The 18,429-nt window shown below is 71.4% G+C and carries 18 protein-coding genes, 1 tRNA gene and 1 pseudogene; 12 read left to right on the top strand and 8 right to left on the bottom strand.

Going from position 1 to position 18,429, the window contains the following annotated elements; genetic code table 11:
* Positions 1–29 precede the first annotated feature (29 nt).
* Positions 30–1,454: a cysteine--tRNA ligase gene (cysS, locus tag ABEA62_RS03020; protein ID WP_286214089.1), complete on the top strand. Its 1,425-nt coding sequence runs from the start codon at positions 30–32 to the stop codon at positions 1,452–1,454.
* A gap of 187 nt (positions 1,455–1,641) precedes the next feature.
* Positions 1,642–2,619 carry a 23S rRNA (guanosine(2251)-2'-O)-methyltransferase RlmB gene (gene rlmB / locus ABEA62_RS03015; protein ID WP_286214088.1) on the top strand — a complete coding sequence of 326 codons (978 nt, stop codon included), beginning with the start codon at positions 1,642–1,644 and terminating at the stop codon, positions 2,617–2,619.
* Between the two features lie 233 nt (positions 2,620–2,852).
* Here rlmB and ABEA62_RS03010 read toward each other — a convergent pair.
* Both ABEA62_RS03010 and ABEA62_RS03005 read right to left on the bottom strand, forming a co-directional pair.
* Positions 2,853–4,097 (bottom strand): annotated as a pseudogene (locus tag ABEA62_RS03010) (DUF4032 domain-containing protein); the annotation flags it as partial.
* A gap of 105 nt (positions 4,098–4,202) precedes the next feature.
* Positions 4,203–5,366, bottom strand: coding sequence for an ABC transporter ATP-binding protein (locus ABEA62_RS03005; protein WP_286214087.1), 1,164 nt, complete (start codon positions 5,364–5,366; stop codon positions 4,203–4,205).
* A 192-nt stretch (positions 5,367–5,558) separates the two neighbouring features.
* Here ABEA62_RS03005 and ABEA62_RS03000 point away from each other — a divergent pair, with 192 nt between their 5' ends.
* From ABEA62_RS03000 to ABEA62_RS02985, 4 genes are all read left to right on the top strand, one after another.
* Entirely contained in the window at positions 5,559–7,175 is a 1,617-nt protein-coding gene (locus tag ABEA62_RS03000; protein WP_286214086.1) for a serine/threonine-protein kinase, read from the top strand.
* 100 nt (positions 7,176–7,275) lie between these two features.
* Positions 7,276–7,785, top strand: a complete 510-nt coding sequence (locus tag ABEA62_RS02995; RefSeq protein WP_286214085.1) for a MauE/DoxX family redox-associated membrane protein — start codon at positions 7,276–7,278, stop codon at positions 7,783–7,785.
* A 50-nt stretch (positions 7,786–7,835) separates the two neighbouring features.
* A complete protein-coding gene (locus ABEA62_RS02990; protein ID WP_286214084.1) occupies positions 7,836–8,657 on the top strand; it encodes a DsbA family protein in 822 nt (273 codons plus the stop codon).
* A 49-nt stretch (positions 8,658–8,706) separates the two neighbouring features.
* Positions 8,707–8,782, top strand: a tRNA-Thr gene (locus ABEA62_RS02985).
* A 7-nt stretch (positions 8,783–8,789) separates the two neighbouring features.
* Here ABEA62_RS02985 and ABEA62_RS02980 read toward each other — a convergent pair.
* Positions 8,790–9,464, bottom strand: a complete 675-nt coding sequence (locus tag ABEA62_RS02980) for a uracil-DNA glycosylase (RefSeq protein WP_345378478.1) — start codon at positions 9,462–9,464, stop codon at positions 8,790–8,792.
* 109 nt (positions 9,465–9,573) lie between these two features.
* Between ABEA62_RS02980 and ABEA62_RS02975 the strand changes: the two genes are divergently transcribed.
* From ABEA62_RS02975 to groL, 3 genes are all read left to right on the top strand, one after another.
* A complete protein-coding gene (locus ABEA62_RS02975; protein ID WP_286214083.1) occupies positions 9,574–9,852 on the top strand; it encodes a DUF3263 domain-containing protein in 279 nt (92 codons plus the stop codon).
* Positions 9,853–9,887: 35 nt separating this feature from the next.
* The gene (locus ABEA62_RS02970) at positions 9,888–10,490 is read left to right on the top strand and encodes a LytR C-terminal domain-containing protein (RefSeq protein ID WP_286214082.1); all 603 of its coding nucleotides are present in this window, start codon (positions 9,888–9,890) and stop codon (positions 10,488–10,490) included.
* Between the two features lie 248 nt (positions 10,491–10,738).
* On the top strand, positions 10,739–12,364 hold the full coding sequence (gene groL / locus ABEA62_RS02965) for a chaperonin GroEL (RefSeq protein ID WP_286214081.1): 1,626 nt from the start codon (positions 10,739–10,741) through the stop codon (positions 12,362–12,364).
* 92 nt (positions 12,365–12,456) lie between these two features.
* On the opposite strand, the gene ABEA62_RS02960 is transcribed toward groL, so the two are convergent.
* The 3 genes from ABEA62_RS02960 to ABEA62_RS02950 all read right to left on the bottom strand — a co-directional run bounded on the left by ABEA62_RS02960 (position 12,457) and on the right by ABEA62_RS02950 (position 13,879).
* Positions 12,457–12,726 (bottom strand): DUF4031 domain-containing protein, encoded by a 270-nt coding sequence (locus tag ABEA62_RS02960; RefSeq protein ID WP_286214079.1) that lies wholly within the window; start codon positions 12,724–12,726, stop codon positions 12,457–12,459.
* A 69-nt stretch (positions 12,727–12,795) separates the two neighbouring features.
* Complete coding sequence (locus ABEA62_RS02955; RefSeq protein WP_286214078.1) at positions 12,796–13,083, bottom strand: WXG100 family type VII secretion target; 288 nt, start codon at positions 13,081–13,083, stop codon at positions 12,796–12,798.
* 73 nt (positions 13,084–13,156) lie between these two features.
* A complete protein-coding gene (locus ABEA62_RS02950; protein WP_286214077.1) occupies positions 13,157–13,879 on the bottom strand; it encodes an HD domain-containing protein in 723 nt (240 codons plus the stop codon).
* A gap of 180 nt (positions 13,880–14,059) precedes the next feature.
* Between ABEA62_RS02950 and ABEA62_RS02945 the strand changes: the two genes are divergently transcribed.
* The 3 genes from ABEA62_RS02945 to ABEA62_RS02935 are packed head-to-tail and all read left to right on the top strand — an operon-like array spanning position 14,060 to position 16,495.
* Positions 14,060–14,440 (top strand): cold-shock protein, encoded by a 381-nt coding sequence (locus ABEA62_RS02945; RefSeq protein ID WP_286214076.1) that lies wholly within the window; start codon positions 14,060–14,062, stop codon positions 14,438–14,440.
* Positions 14,440–15,288, top strand: coding sequence for a DUF3027 domain-containing protein (locus tag ABEA62_RS02940; protein WP_286214075.1), 849 nt, complete (start codon positions 14,440–14,442; stop codon positions 15,286–15,288). The genes ABEA62_RS02945 and ABEA62_RS02940 overlap by 1 nt, the downstream gene beginning before the upstream one ends.
* A complete protein-coding gene (locus ABEA62_RS02935; RefSeq protein ID WP_345378563.1) occupies positions 15,188–16,495 on the top strand; it encodes an MFS transporter in 1,308 nt (435 codons plus the stop codon). Before ABEA62_RS02940 ends, ABEA62_RS02935 begins: the two co-directional genes overlap by 101 nt.
* Positions 16,496–16,498: 3 nt before the next feature.
* Here ABEA62_RS02935 and ABEA62_RS02930 read toward each other — a convergent pair whose 3' ends face one another.
* Both ABEA62_RS02930 and serC read right to left on the bottom strand, forming a co-directional pair.
* Positions 16,499–17,278: a CAP domain-containing protein gene (locus tag ABEA62_RS02930; RefSeq protein WP_345378473.1), complete on the bottom strand. Its 780-nt coding sequence runs from the start codon at positions 17,276–17,278 to the stop codon at positions 16,499–16,501.
* Positions 17,275–18,399 (bottom strand): phosphoserine transaminase, encoded by a 1,125-nt coding sequence (gene serC, locus ABEA62_RS02925; RefSeq protein WP_286214073.1) that lies wholly within the window; start codon positions 18,397–18,399, stop codon positions 17,275–17,277. Before serC ends, ABEA62_RS02930 begins: the two co-directional genes overlap by 4 nt.
* Between the last annotated feature and the right edge of the window lie 30 nt (positions 18,400–18,429).

The following is an 18,429-nucleotide window of genomic DNA, read 5'->3' as shown; positions in this document are numbered from 1 at the left end:
CGCACGCGCCCGACCGGTAGCCTGGGCGGGTGACCCTGCGACTGTTCGACACCGCTACCCGCGAGGAGCGCGAGTTCGCGCCCCTGACCCCGGGCAAGGTGGGCATCTACCTATGCGGACCCACCGTGCAGAGCTCGCCGCATGTGGGTCATCTGCGCAGCGCCGTCGCGTTCGACGTGCTCCAGCGCTGGCTCGAGCGCTCGGGCTACCAGGTCAGCATGGTGCGCAACGTGACCGACATCGACGACAAGACCCTCGCCAAGGCCGCCGAGGCGGGCTGGGAGTGGTGGGCGTGGGCGCTGCGCTACGAGCGCGAGTTCCAGGCCGCGTACGCCGCGGTCGGGGTCAAGCCCCCCGCCGCCGAGCCGCGCGCCACGGGCCACATCCCCGAGATCATTGCGATCATCGCGCGCCTCATCGACAACGGCCACGCCTACGAACACGGTGGCAGCGTCTACTTTGACGTGCGCTCCTACGCCGCATATGGCTCTCTCACGCGCCAGGCGCTCGAGGACCTCACCCCCGCCCCCGACGCCCCTGCAGACGACAAGCGTGACCCGCGCGACTTCGCGCTGTGGAAGGCGCGCAAGGACGGCGAGCCCGAGACAGCGTCGTGGGAGTCGCCGTGGGGACGCGGACGGCCGGGCTGGCACATCGAGTGCTCCGCGATGGCGCAGCGCTATCTGGGCGACGAGTTCGACATCCACGGCGGCGGCCTCGACCTGCGCTTCCCCCACCACGAGAACGAGCAGGCGCAGTCGCGTGCGGCGGGCTACGGCTTCGCGCGCCTCTGGATGCACTCCGCGTGGGTGACGCAGTCGGGCGCCAAGATGTCGAAGTCCCTGGGCAACGGGCTGCTGGTGTCCGAGGTCCTCGAGCCGCACGAGCCCGCCGCCCTGAGGCTCGCGCTCGCCGCGGTGCACTACCGCTCGATGCTCGAGTACTCGCCGTCGACCCTCGACGAGGCGTCCGCCCAGTGGGCGCGCTTCCAGGGATTCGTCTCGCGCGCCACGGAGCGCGTCGGTGCCCCGACGTCGACCGACCTCGCGACCGCGACCCTCCCCGAGGGCTTCGTCGAGGCCATGAACGACGACCTTGGCGTGCCGCGCGCGCTCGCGGTCATCCACGAGACCGTGCGAGCAGGCAACGCGGCTCTCGCCGCGGGGGACGATGCCGCGGTCGCGGGCGCCCTCGTGGGCGCGAGGGCGATGCTCGATGTCCTGGGCCTGGACCCGGCCGCTCCGGAGTGGGCCGCCGAGCGCGCGGGTGCGTCCGACACCGCGATGGCCGCGCTCGACTTCCTGGTACGCGCGGACATCGACGCGCGCGCCGCGGCGCGTGCGTCCAAGGACTGGGCCACCGCGGACGCGATCCGTGACCGCCTGGCCGGCGCGGGCATCGTCATCGAGGACGCGGCCGACGGCGCACGCTGGTCCCTCGCCGCCGACTCCTGACTACCCGCCCTCTCGCGGCTCCGCCACACAAGTCCCCCGGGGAATGGTCCAGATCACGGACTCTGGCCGCGACACGCCGGCGACACGCCGAGCCGCGTGTGGCGGAGCCGCGAAAGCGTGTGGCGGAGCCGTGCGTATGTCTGGCTGCGCGCGGCGGCCTATGCGCCGCCCCCAGTACCCTTGAGCCATGGCTGGGAACTCGAAGCGCCGTGGCGCGACCCGCAATGCGGGCTCCAAGAAGGGCGCAAGCGTCGGCACCGGCGGTCACGGCCGCAAGGCGCTCGAGGGCAAGGGCCCCACGCCCAAGGCCGAGGACCGGCCGTATCACAAGGCATACAAGGCCAAGCAGCGCTCCGAGCGTGACGCCGCCAAGGCTCCCGGTACGCGCGGAAAGACCACGCCGCGCGACCGCACCTCCGGCTCGCTCGAGCTGGTCGTGGGCCGCAATAGCGTGCTCGAGGCGCTGCGCGGGGGCCTCAAGGCTCACACGCTGCACGTCTTCAACCGCATCGACGCCGATGACCGTGTGACGGAGATCGTGTCACTCGCCGTGGAGCACGGGCTCACCGTGCGCGAGGTGACCAAGGCGAGCCTCGACGCGCTCGCGGACGGCTCTCCTCACCAGGGCGTCGCGCTCGAGGTGCCGCCGTACGCGTATGCCCACCCCGAGGACCTGCTGGAGGCCGCCTCGCCGGTGCGCATCATTGCTCTCGACGGCATCCAGGATCCTCGCAACTTGGGTGCGATCGTGCGCTCCGCCGCGGCATTCGGCGCGTCGGGCGTCGTGGTGCCCGAGCGCCGCGCGGCGGGCATGACCGTGGCCGCGTGGAAGGTCTCGGCAGGAGCCGCGGCCCGCATCCCCGTGGCACGCGTCACCAACATGGTGCGCACGCTCGAGGACTACAAGAAGGCCGGCCTGTTCGTGATCGGCCTCGCGGGTGACGGCGAGGTCGACCTGCACGAGTCGAGCCTGCTCGACGGCCCGCTCGTGATCGTCGTGGGCGCGGAGGGCGAGGGACTGTCCCGGCTCGTGCGCGAGGCGTGCGACCAGGTGGTGTCGATCCCGATCGCCGCGACCACGGAGAGCCTCAACGCCTCGGTCGCGGCATCGATCGCGCTCTACGAGGCGTCCAAGGCCGCGAAGGCGGCGGCAGCCGCCGGCTAGAAGCCCGTCTCCTCGGCGGCCTCGGCATCGTCCGCCTCCGCGGCCGCCGCGGCCTCCGCGCGCTGGCGCCGCTGGGTGAGCTCTCCCGACAGCGGGGCGCGCTCCGGGGGAGCCACGCGCGTCGTGACGCGCTGGACCTGCGGCGGCGGGGCGTTCTCGGGCACGGGGACCTCGCCCCACGCGTACGTGTTGTCGTTCTCGAAGGGGTCTCGCCGCTCGAACTCGGTGCCGACCTCGTCGGTGAGCGCGGGCAGCTCCGCCGTCATCTCTGCGAGGGAGCGGCCGAGCACGGCGCGCTCGTCGGGACGCAGCGGCAGCACGTTCTTGACGTAGGAAGCCGTGGCCACCGGCATCGGCACATCCTCGTTGGCGGCCTCCGCGAGATACCAGCGGTGGTCGAGGACCTCGTGGAAGACCTGCGCCGGCTCGAGCTTGCCGCGCAGTTCGCGCGGCACGGCGCGCACCGTGGGTTCGAAGATCGAGGTGAGCCATTCGTGGGCCGCGAAGGCCTCGTCGTCCGCGACATCGGGGTGGACGGCGCGGAACTCGTCGAGGTCGTTGAGCAGGCGTCGCGCCTGGTTCTCCTGCACGTCGAGCCCCGTGAGGCGCATGAGGCGGCGCGAGTGGAAGCCGGCGTCGACCACCTTCGGGCGGATCCTGAGTCCCGTGCCGTCAGGGGTGGACAGCATGTCGAGCTCGCCCACGTCGAAGCCCATCTCGTTGAGGTGGCGCACGCGCTCGGAGACGTGGAAGGGGACGTTGGAGTCGAAGACCTCGGTCTCGGTGAGGGCCTTCCACAACTTCGTGTACTTGCTCTCGAGGCGCTCGCCGATCTTGAACGGGTCGATGCCCTCGTCGAGGTCCTCGTTGGCCTGCAGGTCCAGGATCTCGCCGATGATGTTGGTCGTCGCGATCTCGACGTCGTAGCCGCGCTGGCCGTCCGTGAGGCGTTCATGCAGCTCGCCGGTCTCGGCGTCGACCAGATAGGCCGAGAACTCGGACGCGTCGCGCCGGAACAGCGCGTTCGACAGCGACACGTCGCCCCAGTAGAAGCCGTTGAGGTGAAGGCGCACCAGCAGCACCGACAACGCGTCGATGAGGCGGTTGAGCGTGCCCTTGCGCAGCGCGGTCGAGAAGAGCGCGCGATAGGGGAGTGAGAACGCGAGGTGCTCCGTGACGAGCGCGGCCGACAGCTCCTCGCCCATGGGGGTGCGCCGCTGCGTCACCACCGCGACGGCCTTCACGCAGGGTGCGTCCATGCGCTCGAGCCCCCGCAGCATCTCGAACTCGCGGTACGCGATCTCGCGGTTGGTCTCCTTGACGGCGAGCACGTTCGCGCCGTGGCGGACGAACCGCACCACGTGGCGCGACAGTCCTCGCGGCAGCGCGGCGATGCGGTCCTCCGGCCACGCGGACAACGGGATCTCCCACGGGAGCTCCATCAAGGCAGGATCGGCGGCCCCGGTGATGTGCGGCATGTCCTCAGCCTAGCGAGGGCCAGCCGGGGGGAACGATGCCCACCCCGGCACGCGCAGAAGGAGGCGGCCCCCCGAGGGGACCGCCTCCTTCATGACCTGCGAGTGTTACGCCTTGATCGCGCCGGACGCCGCGGTCTTGACCGCGTGCGGGGTGAGGCGCTGCTGCGTCGAGGCGGAGAACACGTGCTGCTCGTTCGGGCGGATGGTGACCCAGATGGTCTCACCCTTGCCGGGCACGTCGCGGGGGTCGACGCGGACGATCACGTCGCCCGATCCACCCACGGTGACGTCCTTGCCGGTCGCGACCGGTGCGGGGATGTTGCCGTACACGAACGCGTCCGAGCCCAGCTCCTCCACGACGTTGACCTCGACCGGCACCGCGCCGGGCGTGTTCGGGGCGACACGGTCGAGCGACTCGGGGCGGAAGCCCAGCACCACGTCGCCGTTGTCGGCTGCGGTCATCTTGGCGACGACCTCGCGCTCGAGCGGGACACGGGCCGAGCCCACGATCGCGTGACCGTCCTCGACGCGGAACGTCGAGAGGTTCATCGCGGGCGAGCCGATGAAGCCGGCCACGAACACGTTCGCGGGGGTGTCATACATCTCGCGCGGGGTGCCGACCTGCTGGAGGACGCCGTCCTTGAGCACCGCGATGCGGTCACCCATGGTGAGGGCCTCGACCTGGTCGTGGGTCACGTAGACGGTGGTGGTGCCCAGGCGACGCTGGAGGGCGGCGATCTGGGTACGGGTCTGGACACGGAGCTTGGCGTCGAGGTTCGACAGCGGCTCGTCCATGAGGAACACCTGCGGCTGGCGGACGATCGCACGGCCCATGGCGACGCGCTGACGCTGACCACCCGAGAGGGCCTTCGGCTTACGGTCCAGGTACTCGGTGAGGTCCAGGATCTTCGCGGCCGCCTCGACGCGCTCGCGGATCGTCGACTTCTCGACCTTGGCGATCTTGAGCGCGAAGCCCATGTTGTCCGCAACGGTCATGTGGGGGTAGAGCGCGTAGGACTGGAACACCATCGCGATGTCGCGGTCCTTGGGCTGCACGTGGGTGACGTCGCGTTCGCCCACCCAGATGGATCCGGCGTCGACGTCCTCGAGGCCCGCAAGCATGCGCAGCGACGTGGACTTTCCGCAGCCGGAGGGGCCAACGAGAACGAGGAACTCGCCGTCGGCGATCTGGAGGTCGAGTGCATCGACCGCGGGGCGCTCGGTGCCGGGGTAGATCCTCGACGCCTTGTCATAGGTAACGGTGGCCATGGCCGTGTTTCCCTTCACCGGCAGGTACGTGCCGGACGATCCGTAGTGAAGAAATGCCGTTGTGTGTGTCCACACTGACACTTGCCGAGGCAGTCGCCTCGGCCCACCCATACTCTCACACCGCGTGCGGGACCAGGAACCCCGTGTCATGCGCCGGAGAGCGAGGGACGATGCTCCGGGTAGGTTGGGGCCATGGCCGGACTCCAGCGCGAGGTGGGCGACACCGTCGGTGGCTACCGCATCCTGGGGCGCCTGGGAACGGGAGGATCCGGTTCCGTATATCGCGTCGCGGACCAGTCCGGACGCGAGGCCGCGCTCAAACTCGTCGACGCCAAGGACGACGAGGTCGCGGCGGCCAGGCTTGCGCGCGAGGTGCGCGCGCTGCAGTCGCTGCGCCACCCGGCCGTCCCCCACATCCTCGACGCGGAGCTCGACGAGGACGAGACCTTCGTGGTCTTCGAACTCGTCGCGGGCGAGACCCTGTTCGACCACATTCAGCGCCACGGACCGCTCACGGGCGACGCGCTCGCGGACTTCGCCGAGCGCACCGCCTCCGCGCTCGAGGCCGCGCACGCCGCAGGCGTCATTCATCGCGACGTCACGCCGTCCAACATCATGATGGGGCCCGACGGTCCGGTGCTCATCGACTTCGGGCTCGCTCACCGCGCGGAGGACAGCCGTCTCACGCGCGAGGGGCTCGTGAGCGGCACGCCGGGCTACGTCGCCCCCGAGGTCATCGACGGCGCCGAGCCGGGCACGCAGGCGGACCGCTGGTCGTGGGCGGCGACCGTCGCGTATGCGATGACCGCGCAGGCCCCCTTCGGATCGGGCACCGGCGCCATCAGCCGGACGCTCGAGGCCGAGGTGCGGCTGCCTCCCGTGCCCGGAGCCGAGGCGCTGCGCGCCGCGCTGGGTCGCGACCTGGCCGCGCGCCCGGGGATGCGCGACGTGGTGGCCGCTCTGCGCGGTGCCACCGAGGTCATGTCGACGTCGCTTCCCGCGACCGCGGTCGCGCCGGTGGGCATGGAGGGCTGGTCGGGAGGAACGCCCGAGGGCGCCGCACCCACCGCGGTCCTGCCCAGCGGCGAGCAGCGCGTGGATGATGTCGCCGCGGGTGGCGACGACACGACCGCACGCGACGACGAAGGGGACGACGACGGGGAGTGGGACGAGCGCGGCGACCTCGAGCCGGAGGCCGAGCCCGCGCCGCGCGCGCCACGCCGCCGCATGCTGCTCGTGTGGGCCGCGCTCGTGGCGATCGCCGCCGCGCCGCTGGCGCCGATCATGACCTTCCTGGTCCTCGCCGCCGTGGCGATCCTCGCGCGCGGCGTCTACCGGCGCGCGCTGGCCATCGAGGCCGCGCGGGTCAAGCGAGGCCATCGGCGGACGGCCGACTCGGTGGTTCACACGCTCGGCCTGCCGTGGCACACGCTGCGTGCCGCGGCGGAATGCGTCCCCGCGATCCTCACCGCGGCCGCGCTCGGCGCGGGAACCGCGACGGGAGCGTGGTGGCTCGTGAGTTCGGGGACGGTGCTCGGGGGCACCCGCGACGCGCAGGACTACGGCCATGCGGGGGCGCTCGCGCTCGGCGCGGTGGTCGCCGTGATCACCCTCGGCTACGGGCCGTTCATGGCCGGCACGCGCGAGGGCGCCCATCGGATGGCGGCCGCCGTCTCGCCCACGAGCGGCCTGAGGGTCGCCTGGACCCTCGTCGCGATCGTCGCGATCCTCGTCGCGGTGATCGGCGTGTACGTCTCTCCGGAGGCCGCCTGGTGGCCGCTGCCCGACCTGCCCACGGCATCGTCCTGACGGCCGGACACTTGTACCCGGAACAATCGCGGCGCCCCGGGCGTTCGCCGGTCAACGACAACCGTGAGTGCGTCCGCACGCGCGGCGAGAAGGGGTGGGGATGAGCACGGAGACCGCCGAGGCAGCCGTCGAGGCGCCGGCAGGCCGCTGGGGGACCGTTCAGCCGTGGCTGAGCCTGATCGTGAGGCTCGGGATGGCGGGCATCCTCATCGCCGCCGCGATCCCCAAGCTGGTCGACATCCCGCAGTCGATCCGCGCGGTGCGCGCGTACCGCCTGCTGCCCGAGGCCGTGGTCCCGTTCGTGGGGACGATGCTGCCCTTCCTCGAGCTCTTGCTCGCGATCTTCCTGCTGGCGGGCCTGTTCACCCGGCTCGCGTCCCTGGTGTGGCTGCTCATGATGGCCGGATTCCTCGTGAGCGTCATCTGGGTGTGGGTCAAGGGCTACTCGATCGACTGCGGCTGCTTTGGCGGCGGCGGCGACGTCGAGGAGGGAACCACCAACTACCCCGTTCACCTGGCCGAACGCCTGGGCTTTGTCGCGATGGGCACGTATCTCGCGATCTGGCCACGCAGCCGCTTCTCGCTGGACCGCTGGATGCGGGCCGCGTGAGGCGCATCGTCTAGATTTCTTCCCAAGCACACCCAATCCTGGAGAGACAGATGTCGAGCAAGAACAACAAGGCGGGTGACGCGCGTGCCGCGGCCCGCGCGCAGGCGCAGGCTCAGGTGAAGGCGCAGGAGCGCCGGACCACCCTCATGATCGTCGCGGGCTCGATCGTGGGACTCGCGCTCTTCGGTGCGCTCATCTTCTTCATCGTCAACCAGGGCAAGGTGCCCGAGCTCGGCGCCGAGGGTGCGACGCAGCCGGCAGGCGCGGACGCGACGGGCGGCATCCCGGTGGGCACGGGCGGCGTCGTGGGCGTGGACGTCCCGACCGACGCGCCTCGCGTCGACATCTACCTCGACTTCCTGTGCCCGGTGTGCAACGTGTTCGAGGAGACCAATGCCGCCGACCTCGACGAGCTGCGCGAGGCGGGCACCATCCAGGTCTTCTACCACCCGATCTCGATCCTCGACCGCCTCTCGAGCGGCTCGCAGTACTCGACCCGCGCCGCGGGCGCGGCCGCCGTGGTCGCCGACCAGGCGCCCGAGCACTTCCTCGAGTTCCAGGCGGCGCTCTTCGCCAACCAGCCCGCGGAGAACACCACCGGCCTCACGGACGAGCAGATCGCGCAGATCGCGATCGACGCTGGCGTTCCCGAGGACGTCGCGAACGCCCTCGACAACGCCGACATGCGCAAGTGGGTCACCGCGGCCACCGACCAGGGATCGCAGGATGGCGTGGGTGGCACCCCGTCCGTCCGCGTCTCCACCACCGGCGACTTCGCCGACGGAGTGATCCTCAACTCGGACGACTCCGCACCGTCGGTCGACTACTTCACGGCGGGCGTCCTGCGCGAGTACCTCGAGGGCCTGTCCTAGGCCGCCGTCTCACGGTGCGGCGCCGGGTGTCCTATCCTGGCGTCGCCCGGCTGGCATGGCGCAATGGGTAGCGCACCGCTCTTGTAAAGCGGGGGTTGCGGGTTCGAGTCCCGCTGCCAGCTCCACGTCTCCCTAGCGCGGTGTCCCCCACCGCACGGGAGTAGCCCCCTGCGCCTCGAGCGCGGCGTTCACGCGCGAGAACGGGCGCGAGCCGAAGAACCCGCGCGACGCGCTGAGCGGGCTCGGGTGCGCGCTCTCGACTCGCGCGACCCCCGCGAAGGCGGGGGCGAGGGCCCTGGCATCGTTGCCCCACAGGACCGCCACCAGGGGGCCGCCGCGCGTCGCGAGGGACTCGATCGCGAGCATCGTCACGTGTTCCCACCCGCGCCCGCGGTGCGAACCCGGCTCCCCAGGGGCGACCGACAACACGCGGTTGAGGAGCATGACGCCCTGAGCGTGCCAGTGTGTGAGATCTCCCGAGGTGAGCTCCTCGCCCGTGTCCTCCTTGAGCTCGCGCGCGATGTTGCGCAGCGAGCGCGGCAGCGGACGCCCCGGCGCGACCGCGAAGCTCAGCCCCACCGCGTCCCCCGGGGTGGGATACGGATCCTGACCCACGATCAGCACGCGCACATCGGCGAGTGGCAACGAGAACGCCCGCAGGAGCGCCGGCGCGGGGGGCAGGAACGCGGGCTCGGCGCGCAGGAAGGCCTCGAGCTCGCGCAGGGCGGGCGCCGCGGGCGCCAGCGCCGCCTCCCACCCGTCGCCCAGTCCGGCGGTCGCGAGAAGGTCGCCCCCGGCATCGTCCATGCGGACACCCTAGTGAGCGGACGATGCGCGGCGGGGCCGGGTGCCCCGCGCGCCTGCGCGGAGGGCCGGCCGCCCGCCGGTAGCGTGGTGTCCGACGAATGGAGGACGGATGGACGCGGGAGCCGCACGCGTGGTGGACGCCAGCACGCTCGACGAGCGCGACGCCGACATCCTGTCCTTCGAGCGCCGGTGGTGGCGGTACGCGGGTGCCAAGGAGGACGCGGTGCGCGATCTCTTCGGGATGACCGCGACGCAGTACTACCAGGTGCTCAACGCCCTCATCGACACGCCGGGCGCGCTCGCGCATGACCCCATGCTGGTCAAGCGGCTGCGACGCATGCGCGCGGCACGCCAGCGGGGCCGCCACGCGGGCGCCGACGAGGCGTGAGCCCACACCTGCGAGCCGGACGATAGGGTGACCGCGTGACCAACGAGTACCAGCGCGACGAGTTCGACGAGATCGCCGAGCGCGGAGGGCCCGTCGGGGTCCACCGTGCGCCGCGACCGTGGTGGACGCTCCTGCTGGTGCCCCTGCTGGTGTTCCTCGCCGCGGGACTCGTGGCCTTCCTCTACGCGACGTTCCTGTGGAACAGCGGGTCGACGGCCGACCCGAGCGCCTCGCCCACTCCGTCCGCGACCGTGACGACCGAGCCGACGACCGAGCCGACCGCGAGCGCGGCGCCCGAGCCGTCCGAGACGGCCTCCGCCGAGCCGGAGCCGACCGAGACCGCGGAGCCCGAGCCCGTGATCGTGTTCGACACGCCCATCGCGGTACTCAACGGCACGGGAATCGGCGGTCTTGCGGCGGGTCAGGCGGACCTCCTCACTGCGGGTGGCTTCACCGACGTCACCGCGGCCAACCTGGGCGGTGACGAGCCCGACGTCAATACCGTGGTCTACGCGGACGAGTCGCTCGCCGACACGGCCGCCGAGGTCGCGTCGCTGCTCGGCTTCGACGCGGTCGAGCAGGGCACGCCCAGCTCTGACGCCGACATCGAGGCGCAGATCGTCACCGATCCCCGCTAGCGCGTCGCGTACCCGCCGGGCGAGTACCCGACGGACCCGCACACGCCGAGGGCGAACACACCCTCTCGGCGTTTGCACTCGACGGGGGAGAGTGCCAGAATCGGCGTTAGCACTCGGCTGGTCCGAGTGCTAACAGACCTAGGGTTCTCCGCCGAGGTGCGGAGCGCGGCGTGACGTGAACGCCGCGATCCGGGCCGTCCGTCGCGGGCGGTGGGGGACCGTCATCCATCGGAAGAGGAACTACCCCCATGGCAAAGATCATTGCCTTCGATGAGGAGGCCCGCCGCGGTATGGAGCGGGGCATGAACGCCCTCGCTGACGCCGTCAAGGTCACGCTCGGACCCAAGGGTCGCAACGTGGTGCTCGAGAAGAAGTGGGGCGCCCCGACCATCACCAACGACGGTGTCTCCATCGCCAAGGAGATCGAGCTCGAGGAGCCCTTCGAGAAGATCGGCGCCGAGCTCGTCAAGGAGGTCGCCAAGAAGACCGACGACGTCGCCGGTGACGGCACCACCACCGCCACCGTCCTCGCCCAGGCGCTCGTGACGCAGGGCCTGCGCAACGTGGCCGCTGGCGCCAACCCGATCGCCCTCAAGAAGGGCATCGAGAAGGCCGTCGAGGCCGTGACCGCCGAGCTGCTCAAGGCGGCCAAGGAGGTCGAGACCAAGGAAGAGATCGCCGCGACGGCTGGCATCTCCGCCGGTGACCCCGCGATCGGCGAGCTCATCGCCGAGGCGATGGACAAGGTCGGCAAGGAGGGTGTCATCACCGTCGAGGAGTCCTCGGCTCTGGGCCTCGAGCTCGAGCTGACCGAGGGCATGCGCTTCGACAAGGGCTTCCTCTCGGCGTACTTCGTCACCGACCCGGAGCGCCAGGAGGCCGTCCTCGAGGACGCCTACGTGCTGCTCGTCGAGTCGAAGATCACGTCCGTCAAGGACCTGGTCCCCGTGCTCGAGAAGGTCATGCAGACCGGCAAGCCCCTCGCGATCATCGCGGAGGACGTCGAGTCCGAGGCCCTCGCGACGCTCGTGGTCAACAAGATCCGTGGCACCTTCAAGGCCGTCGCCGTCAAGGCTCCCGGCTTCGGTGACCGCCGCAAGGCGATGCTGCAGGACATGGCGATCCTCACCGGCGGTACCGTGATCTCCGAGTCGGTGGGCCTGTCACTCGACAACGCGGGTCTCGAGCTGCTGGGCCAGGCGCGCAAGGTGGTCGTCACGAAGGACGAGACCACGATCGTCGAGGGCGCCGGTGCGGCCGAGCAGATCGAGGGTCGTGTTCGCCAGATCCGTGCCGAGATCGACAACTCGGACTCGGACTACGACCGCGAGAAGCTCCAGGAGCGCCTCGCCAAGCTCGCCGGCGGCGTCGCCGTCATCAAGGCGGGCGCGGCCACCGAGGTCGAGCTCAAGGAGCGCAAGCACCGCATCGAGGACGCCGTCCGCAACGCGAAGGCCGCCGTCGAGGAGGGAATCGTCGCCGGTGGTGGCGTGGCCCTCATCCAGGCGGGCACCACCGCATTCGCCACCCTCGAGCTCGAGGGTGACGAGGCGACCGGTGCGCGTATCGTCGAGGCGGCCATCACCGCCCCGCTGCGCCAGATCGCGATCAACGCCGGCCTCGAGGGCGGCGTTGTCGTGGAGAAGGTCAAGGGCCTCCCGATCGGTCACGGCCTCAACGCCGCGACCGGCGTGTACGAGGACCTGCTGGCCGCGGGCGTCAACGACCCGGTCAAGGTGACCCGCTCCGCGCTGCAGAACGCGGCGTCGATCGCGGCGCTGTTCCTCACGACCGAGGCCGTCGTGGCCGACAAGCCCGAGCCCGAGCCGGCCATGCCGGCCGGCGGTGGCGACATGGGCGGCATGGGCTTCTAAGCTCAGCCGAACCACCGTCCGATGGCCCCCGGGGATGTCCCCGGGGGCCATCGGCGTGTTCGAGGCGTCACCGCTACGTCCGCTCCGCCCACTCAGCCCGCGCGACGCTCTGCCGCGGTGACCCTGAGGCCCGACGCGCGCAGCCTCACGATGAGTTCGCGCGTCGAGACCTCCGTCGCACCCATCGCGACAAGCTCGTGACGGCGCGCGATGGGGTAGTCATAGTGGTCGCGGTCGAACGCGCGTCGCGGAATCCCGGCCCTCGCGGCGAACTCGTGGAGCTCCGCGAGAGAAGCGTCGGATACCAGGTGTCCCCACACCGTTCCGTGGTTGGGCCACAACGGCGGATCGATGAGGATCATGCGTCGAGCCTACGCGCCGGGCGGCGAGCCCTGACCGTCCCGGCCGGGGAGTGGGCGGGCGACAGGGGACTACCGCGAGAAGAGTCGCGCCGCCGTCGCCTCCGCCTCTTCGTAGGAGCGCGCCGCGTGCGCGAGGGCGGTCGTGATCGCGTCGAGAGCCGTCTCGACGTGGACCTGTGCGCCTCGCCACTGTTCGCGGGCGTCGCCAAACGCTGCCGCAGCCGATCCCTGCCATGTGGAGTCGAGGGCGTTGAGCTGGGCCATGAGCCCCGCGACCTCGGCACGGATCGCCTCGGCCGAGCGTGCGGCACGGGCGGAGGCGGCGGAGACCTCCGCCGCGTCGACGTGATACTGCATGGTGTCCTCCTCGGGTCGTGGTGACTCCGAGGCTAGGAAGTGGCTGGCGCGTCGCGCGCCGCGCGCCGTGCGATCAGGGGACGGGGTGTCCCGCGTCGGGGGCCGTGGACATCGCCGCGATGGCCTTGTCGAGCCGTGCGAGTTCCGCGGTGAGGTTCTGACGCGCCTGCGACTCCCAGTTGGCGCCCAGCGGGCTCGTGTAGAGGCGCTCGCGCCCGAGCAGCTTCATGACGATCTCCCTGCGGCTGCGCAGGAAGCGGTCCTCGGGGATCTCGGCGTACTCGGCCCTCACGTCGTGCAGATACGCCTTGTAGCGCTGCGGATCCGCCGCGAGGATCGCGAGGTCAGCGTCCGACAGCACGGCGGCATCGGGCGACTCCGCGGCCATCGCGTGGCGCGACAGGCCATGGACCATCGTCGCGACGGCGTCGATCTTCGCCTCGGGAAGACCCAACACCCTCAGCTCGAGCCTGGCGAACTCCGCGCTGGCGTCCTCGTCCTCGCCGCCGCGTGCCGCGTATGCGGACTCGGCATCCGACGCGAACACGGCGCCGTGATACCAGGCCGCGAGCCTCACGCAGTGGGGAAGCCGCGTCTCCTGCTGAAGCTCGTCCACGCGCGTCAGCAACTCGACCAGGTGGCGAACGTCGTGGAAGTGGCGGGCCGGGTTCTCCCAGCGGCGCAGCAGCCGAGACCCCGCCTCGGCGATCTCATCCTCGGATGCGGTTGCTCCCGCGGCGACCGCTTCCCGCACGAATGCGGGCAACAGCCAGGCTGGCGTGGTGGCCGGGGGCATGTTCACCTCAGGTGGATTCGAGTACCGCAACGCCTCCAGTCTGCCCACATCGGACCGTCGCGCGCAAAGGCCATCCGGCGCGCCGCGTGTGAACGGAGGCTCCGGGGGCCCAGGTCGCGGGCGCCCGCTAGAATCGTCGGAGCGCCGAGACGCGGCGCGAGCAGGACGAACGAGGTTGATGTGCCCACCGGACATGTGAAGTGGTTCGACTCCGACAAGGGGTTCGGATTCATCGCGAGCGATGACGGCTCGGAGGTCTTCCTCCACGCATCGGCGCTGCCCGCCGGCGTGACCATCCGCCCGGGCGCGAAGGTCGACTTCTCGGTGGCCGACGGCCGCCGCGGTCCCTCCGCGCTCAGCGTCACCGTTCTCGAGCCCGGTCCCTCGGTCGCGGCCAACCTGCGCAAGCCGGCCGACGACATGACCGTGATCGTCGAGGACCTCATCAAGATGCTCGACGGCGTCTCGAACTCGCTGCGCAAGGGCCGCTACCCCGAGCCCGCGAAGAGCAAGCAGGTGGCCGCCGTGCTGCGCGCCGTCGCGGAGCAGCTGGACGTCTGATGGCGAAGGATGCCGTCCTGATCGGAGCGACCGACCTCGCGCGCGAGGTCGCCGTGGAGGTCGCGGGAGGCGCCGAGGCCGTCGGCGAGCACCTGTCGGCGCACGTCGAGGGCGAGCGCCTGGTCACCCACCTGTTCGCGTGCACGATGCCCGGGTACCGCGGGTGGGTGTGGTCCGTCACGCTCGCTCGCGCCCCGCGCCAGAAGGCGGCGACGGTGTGCGAGGCGCACCTGGTGCCCGCGGACGATGCCCTGCTCGCCCCCGCGTGGGTTCCCTGGGCCGAGCGCATCCGCCCCGGCGACCTCGAGCCCTCGATGGTCCTCGCGTACATCTCCGACGACGCGCGGCTGGTGCCGGGCTACGAGCAGACGGGCGTCGGGCAGGCGGGCGACGAGGACGAGGATCGCGTCGCGAACTGGGAACTGGGGCTCGGTCGCGCGCGCGTCCTGGGTCCCGAGGGACGCTCGGACGTGGCGGACCGCTGGTACCGCGGCTCGCACGGGCCGACCGCGGCCTCCGCGATCGCGTCGCCCTCGCCGTGCTCGACCTGCGCGTTCTTCATCCCCCTGACGGGCTCGATGCGCATGCGCTTCGGCGCATGCGCCAACGAGTGGTCGCCCTCGGACGGTCGCGTCGTGAGCGTCGACCACGGCTGTGGGGCTCACTCGGAGACCGACGTCGAGCGTGGAGCCACCCAGTGGCCCGATCCCGACCCCGTGTTCGAGAACGAGGTCGCGGTGAGCGTCGATCTCGCCGAGCCTGCACCCGAGCCCGAGCCTGCACCCGAGCCCGAGCCCGAGCCCGAGCCCGAGCCTGTACCCGAGCCCGAGGAGACCACGGCTGACTGACCAGGCCCCCGGCCCGGTCAGTCCGCGGCGCGACGTCGCACGTGCGCTCGCCGCGCGCGCCTACGTCCCCACCTTCATCGCCGAGATCGGAATCGGCGCGATCCTGCCCGTGCTCGCGCTGAGCGTGGTCGGCATGGGCCATTCGGCGGTGCTCGGTTCGCTCGCCGTGGCCGCCTACCAGGCGGGACGCCTCCCTGGCTCCGCGTGGGGCGGTGCCCTCGCACATCGTTCGGGGGCGTCGCGAGCCGCGATGCTGTCGCTCGGCGTCCTGGGGACCGGCGCCGTGATCGCGGGAGCCAGCCCCGGCATCGTCCCCTTCATGGCAGGGGCGGCGCTCGTGGGGCTCGGCCACGCGGCGTATCACGTCGCGCGCCAAGAGCAGATCCTCGGCGTGATTCGTCCCGCCTTCACGGCACGTTCACTCACGACGCTCGCGGGGGTGTGGCGGATCGCCAACTTCATCGGCCCGCTGCTCGGCGCCGCGCTCATCGCGATCGCCGGCGTGCGCACCACGTACGTGCTGGGGGCTGTGTGCGTCGCCGCGGCGATGGTCGCGCTGGGGCTGTCGGGTGGCATGAGGGCCGGCTCCCGTGCGACGGAGCGCCCGCCGCGCCTCCCGCTGTCCCGCGTGGCGCGCGACAACGCGCGGCTCCTGCGGACGCTCGGAGTCGCCGTGGTGGCGACCGGGGCGCTGCGTCAGGCGCGGCTCGCGGTGATCCCGCTGTGGGCGACTCACGTGGGCCTCAGCCCCGAGGCCGCGACGCTCATCTTCTCGATCTCCGCGGCCATCGACATGCTGCTCTTCTACCCCGCTGGCGCGGTGATGGACCGTCGCGGACGGCTGTGGACCGCGATTCCCTCCACGCTGCTGCTGGCGGCCGGGACGCTCGCGTTGCCGCTGACCGAGGGCGCGACCGCGGTCGCGGCGGCCGCGCTGCTCCTCGGAGTCGGCAACGGCTGGGGCTCGGGGCTCATCATGACGCTCGGAGCGGACGTGGCGCCCGCCCAGGGCAGGTCAGTCTTCACCGGCCTGTGGATGATCCTGCAGGATGCGGGCGGACTGCTCGGACCCGCGATCGTGTCGCTGGGGGCGCTGATCGCGCTTCCCGTGGGCTTTGTTGCCGTGGGCGGCGCGGGACTCGCAACGGCGGGCGCTTTCGCGGTGTGGGTGCCGCGCGGGCCCCGCGGGGCCCACGCGGTCGAGTGACGGCTAGCGGAAGTTCTCCGTCGCGTACCAGGTGGTTCCGTCGGATGTCGACGCCGCTCCCGCGCCCATCTGGGTGTACGCGGGGTTCATGATGTTCGCGCAGTGGCCGGGGGAGTACATCCAGTTCACGTGCATCTTCGCGATCGCGGTCGAGCGCGCGTAGCCCGTTGAGCGGTAGACCATCGCGACGTTCTCGGCACCCGGCCGGTTGGGGTTGTGCGCGAGCTGGTCCGCGATCTCGCTCGTCTGCTCGTCCGCCGCCGCGAGGTGCTGCGACCACGCGGTCGCCGCGGAGGCGAGGGAGCCCGACCATGACAGCGGCGCGTAGCCCAGCCGCGCGCGCTCGGCGTTCGCCGCGCTCAGCAGTCCCTCGACGCTCGTCGCGGACGCGGGGGAGGAGGGGCTCGCGCAGTACGCGGCGAAGCCGCGGGAGGACGATGCCTGGGTCGCGCCCCCCGATGACGTGCGGCGCCCGTTCGAGACGGCCGGCGCCGCGGGCTCGGGCGGCGGCGGAACCGTCACCGTGATGCGGGGAGTCGAGTCGGCCATGTCGACCTCGACGTCGGGCGCCGCGATGGCTGCCACCGTCGCGCGGAAGGTGGGTGCCTCCGCGACCGCGGGCGACGACGGTACCGGCGCGGGGACAGGCGGTCCCGGCGCGTAGGTGAAGGCGCCCACGAGGGCGGTGGACGCGATCGCCACGGGCAGCCCACCGAGCAGGAGGGCCGGAGCGTGGCGTCGACGAGGGCGCGTGTGCTCCAGCACATCCTGCGGCTCGGTCATGTCAGCAATTTCTCCACGAGGTAGTCCATGCACTGCACCAGGGACTCGACGTCGCGCGGATCGACCGCGGGGTAGACGCCCACGCGGATCTGGTTGCGGCCAAGCTTGCGGTACGGGTCAATGTCCACCACGCCGTTGGCGCGAAGGTGACGACGCAGCTCGGCGCTATCCACGCTCTGGTGCAGGTCGATGGTCGCAACCACGGGGGACCGATGGGCAGGGTTTGTGACGAACGTCTCAGTCCACGGGGTCCGCTCCGCCCAGTCGTACACGACCCCCGAGGAGCGAGCGCTGCGGTCCGCGGCGAAGCCCAGTCCTCCCGAGGCGATCATCCATTCGAGCTGCGCACGCATCATGACGAGGGTGGCGATAGCAGGGGTGTTGAGGGTCTGGTTGGCGCGCGAGTTGGTGAGCGCCACGGCGAGAGAGAGGGACTCGGGGATCCACCTGCCGGAGGCCGCGATCTCCTCGATGCGTGCGATGGCCGCGGGAGAGACGATCGCGAACCACAGCCCGCCGTCCGAGGCGAAGCTCTTCTGAGGCGCGAAGTAGTAGACGTCCGCCTGGGCGATGTCGACCCGCACTCCGCCTGCCGCGGACGTCGCGTCGACCACCGTCAGCGCGTCCCCGATGTCCGCGGGACGCTCGACGGGGGCGATCGCGCCGGTCGAGGTTTCGTTGTGCGGCCACGCGTAAGTGTCGATCCCGTCTTCCGCGCGCGGCAGCACGATCTCGCCCGCGGGGGCGGTGAGGATGCTCGAGGCCGCGAGGTGGGGTGCGGAGTCGGTCGCCTTGGCGAACTTGCTGCCAAACTCGCCGAACGCGCAGTGCTGAGCGCGCTCGCGCACGAGCGAGAACGCCGCGGCGTCCCAGAACAGCGTCGATCCGCCGTTGCCGAGCAAGACCTCGTAGCCCTCGGGCAGCGCGTAGAGCTCGGTCAGCATCGCACGGATGTCACCGACGAGATTCTTGACCGGCGGCTGGCGGTGCGACGTGCCGAGCACGCCCGGCTGGCTCGCGACGAGCGCCGCGATCTGGGCGTCGCTGACCTTCGAGGGGCCCGATCCGAAGCGGCCGTCCTGCGGAAGAAGGTGCGCGGGAATCTCGATGATGTCCGTCATGGCATCACTGTAATGGCGCCGGTACTGGCA

The sequence above is a fragment of the Demequina sediminis genome, from assembly GCF_039545075.1.
GTDB classification, from domain to species: domain Bacteria; phylum Actinomycetota; class Actinomycetes; order Actinomycetales; family Demequinaceae; genus Demequina; species Demequina sediminis.
Note: the sequence above shows the minus strand (reverse complement) of the source record. Positions and strands in the feature narration are given on the sequence as shown.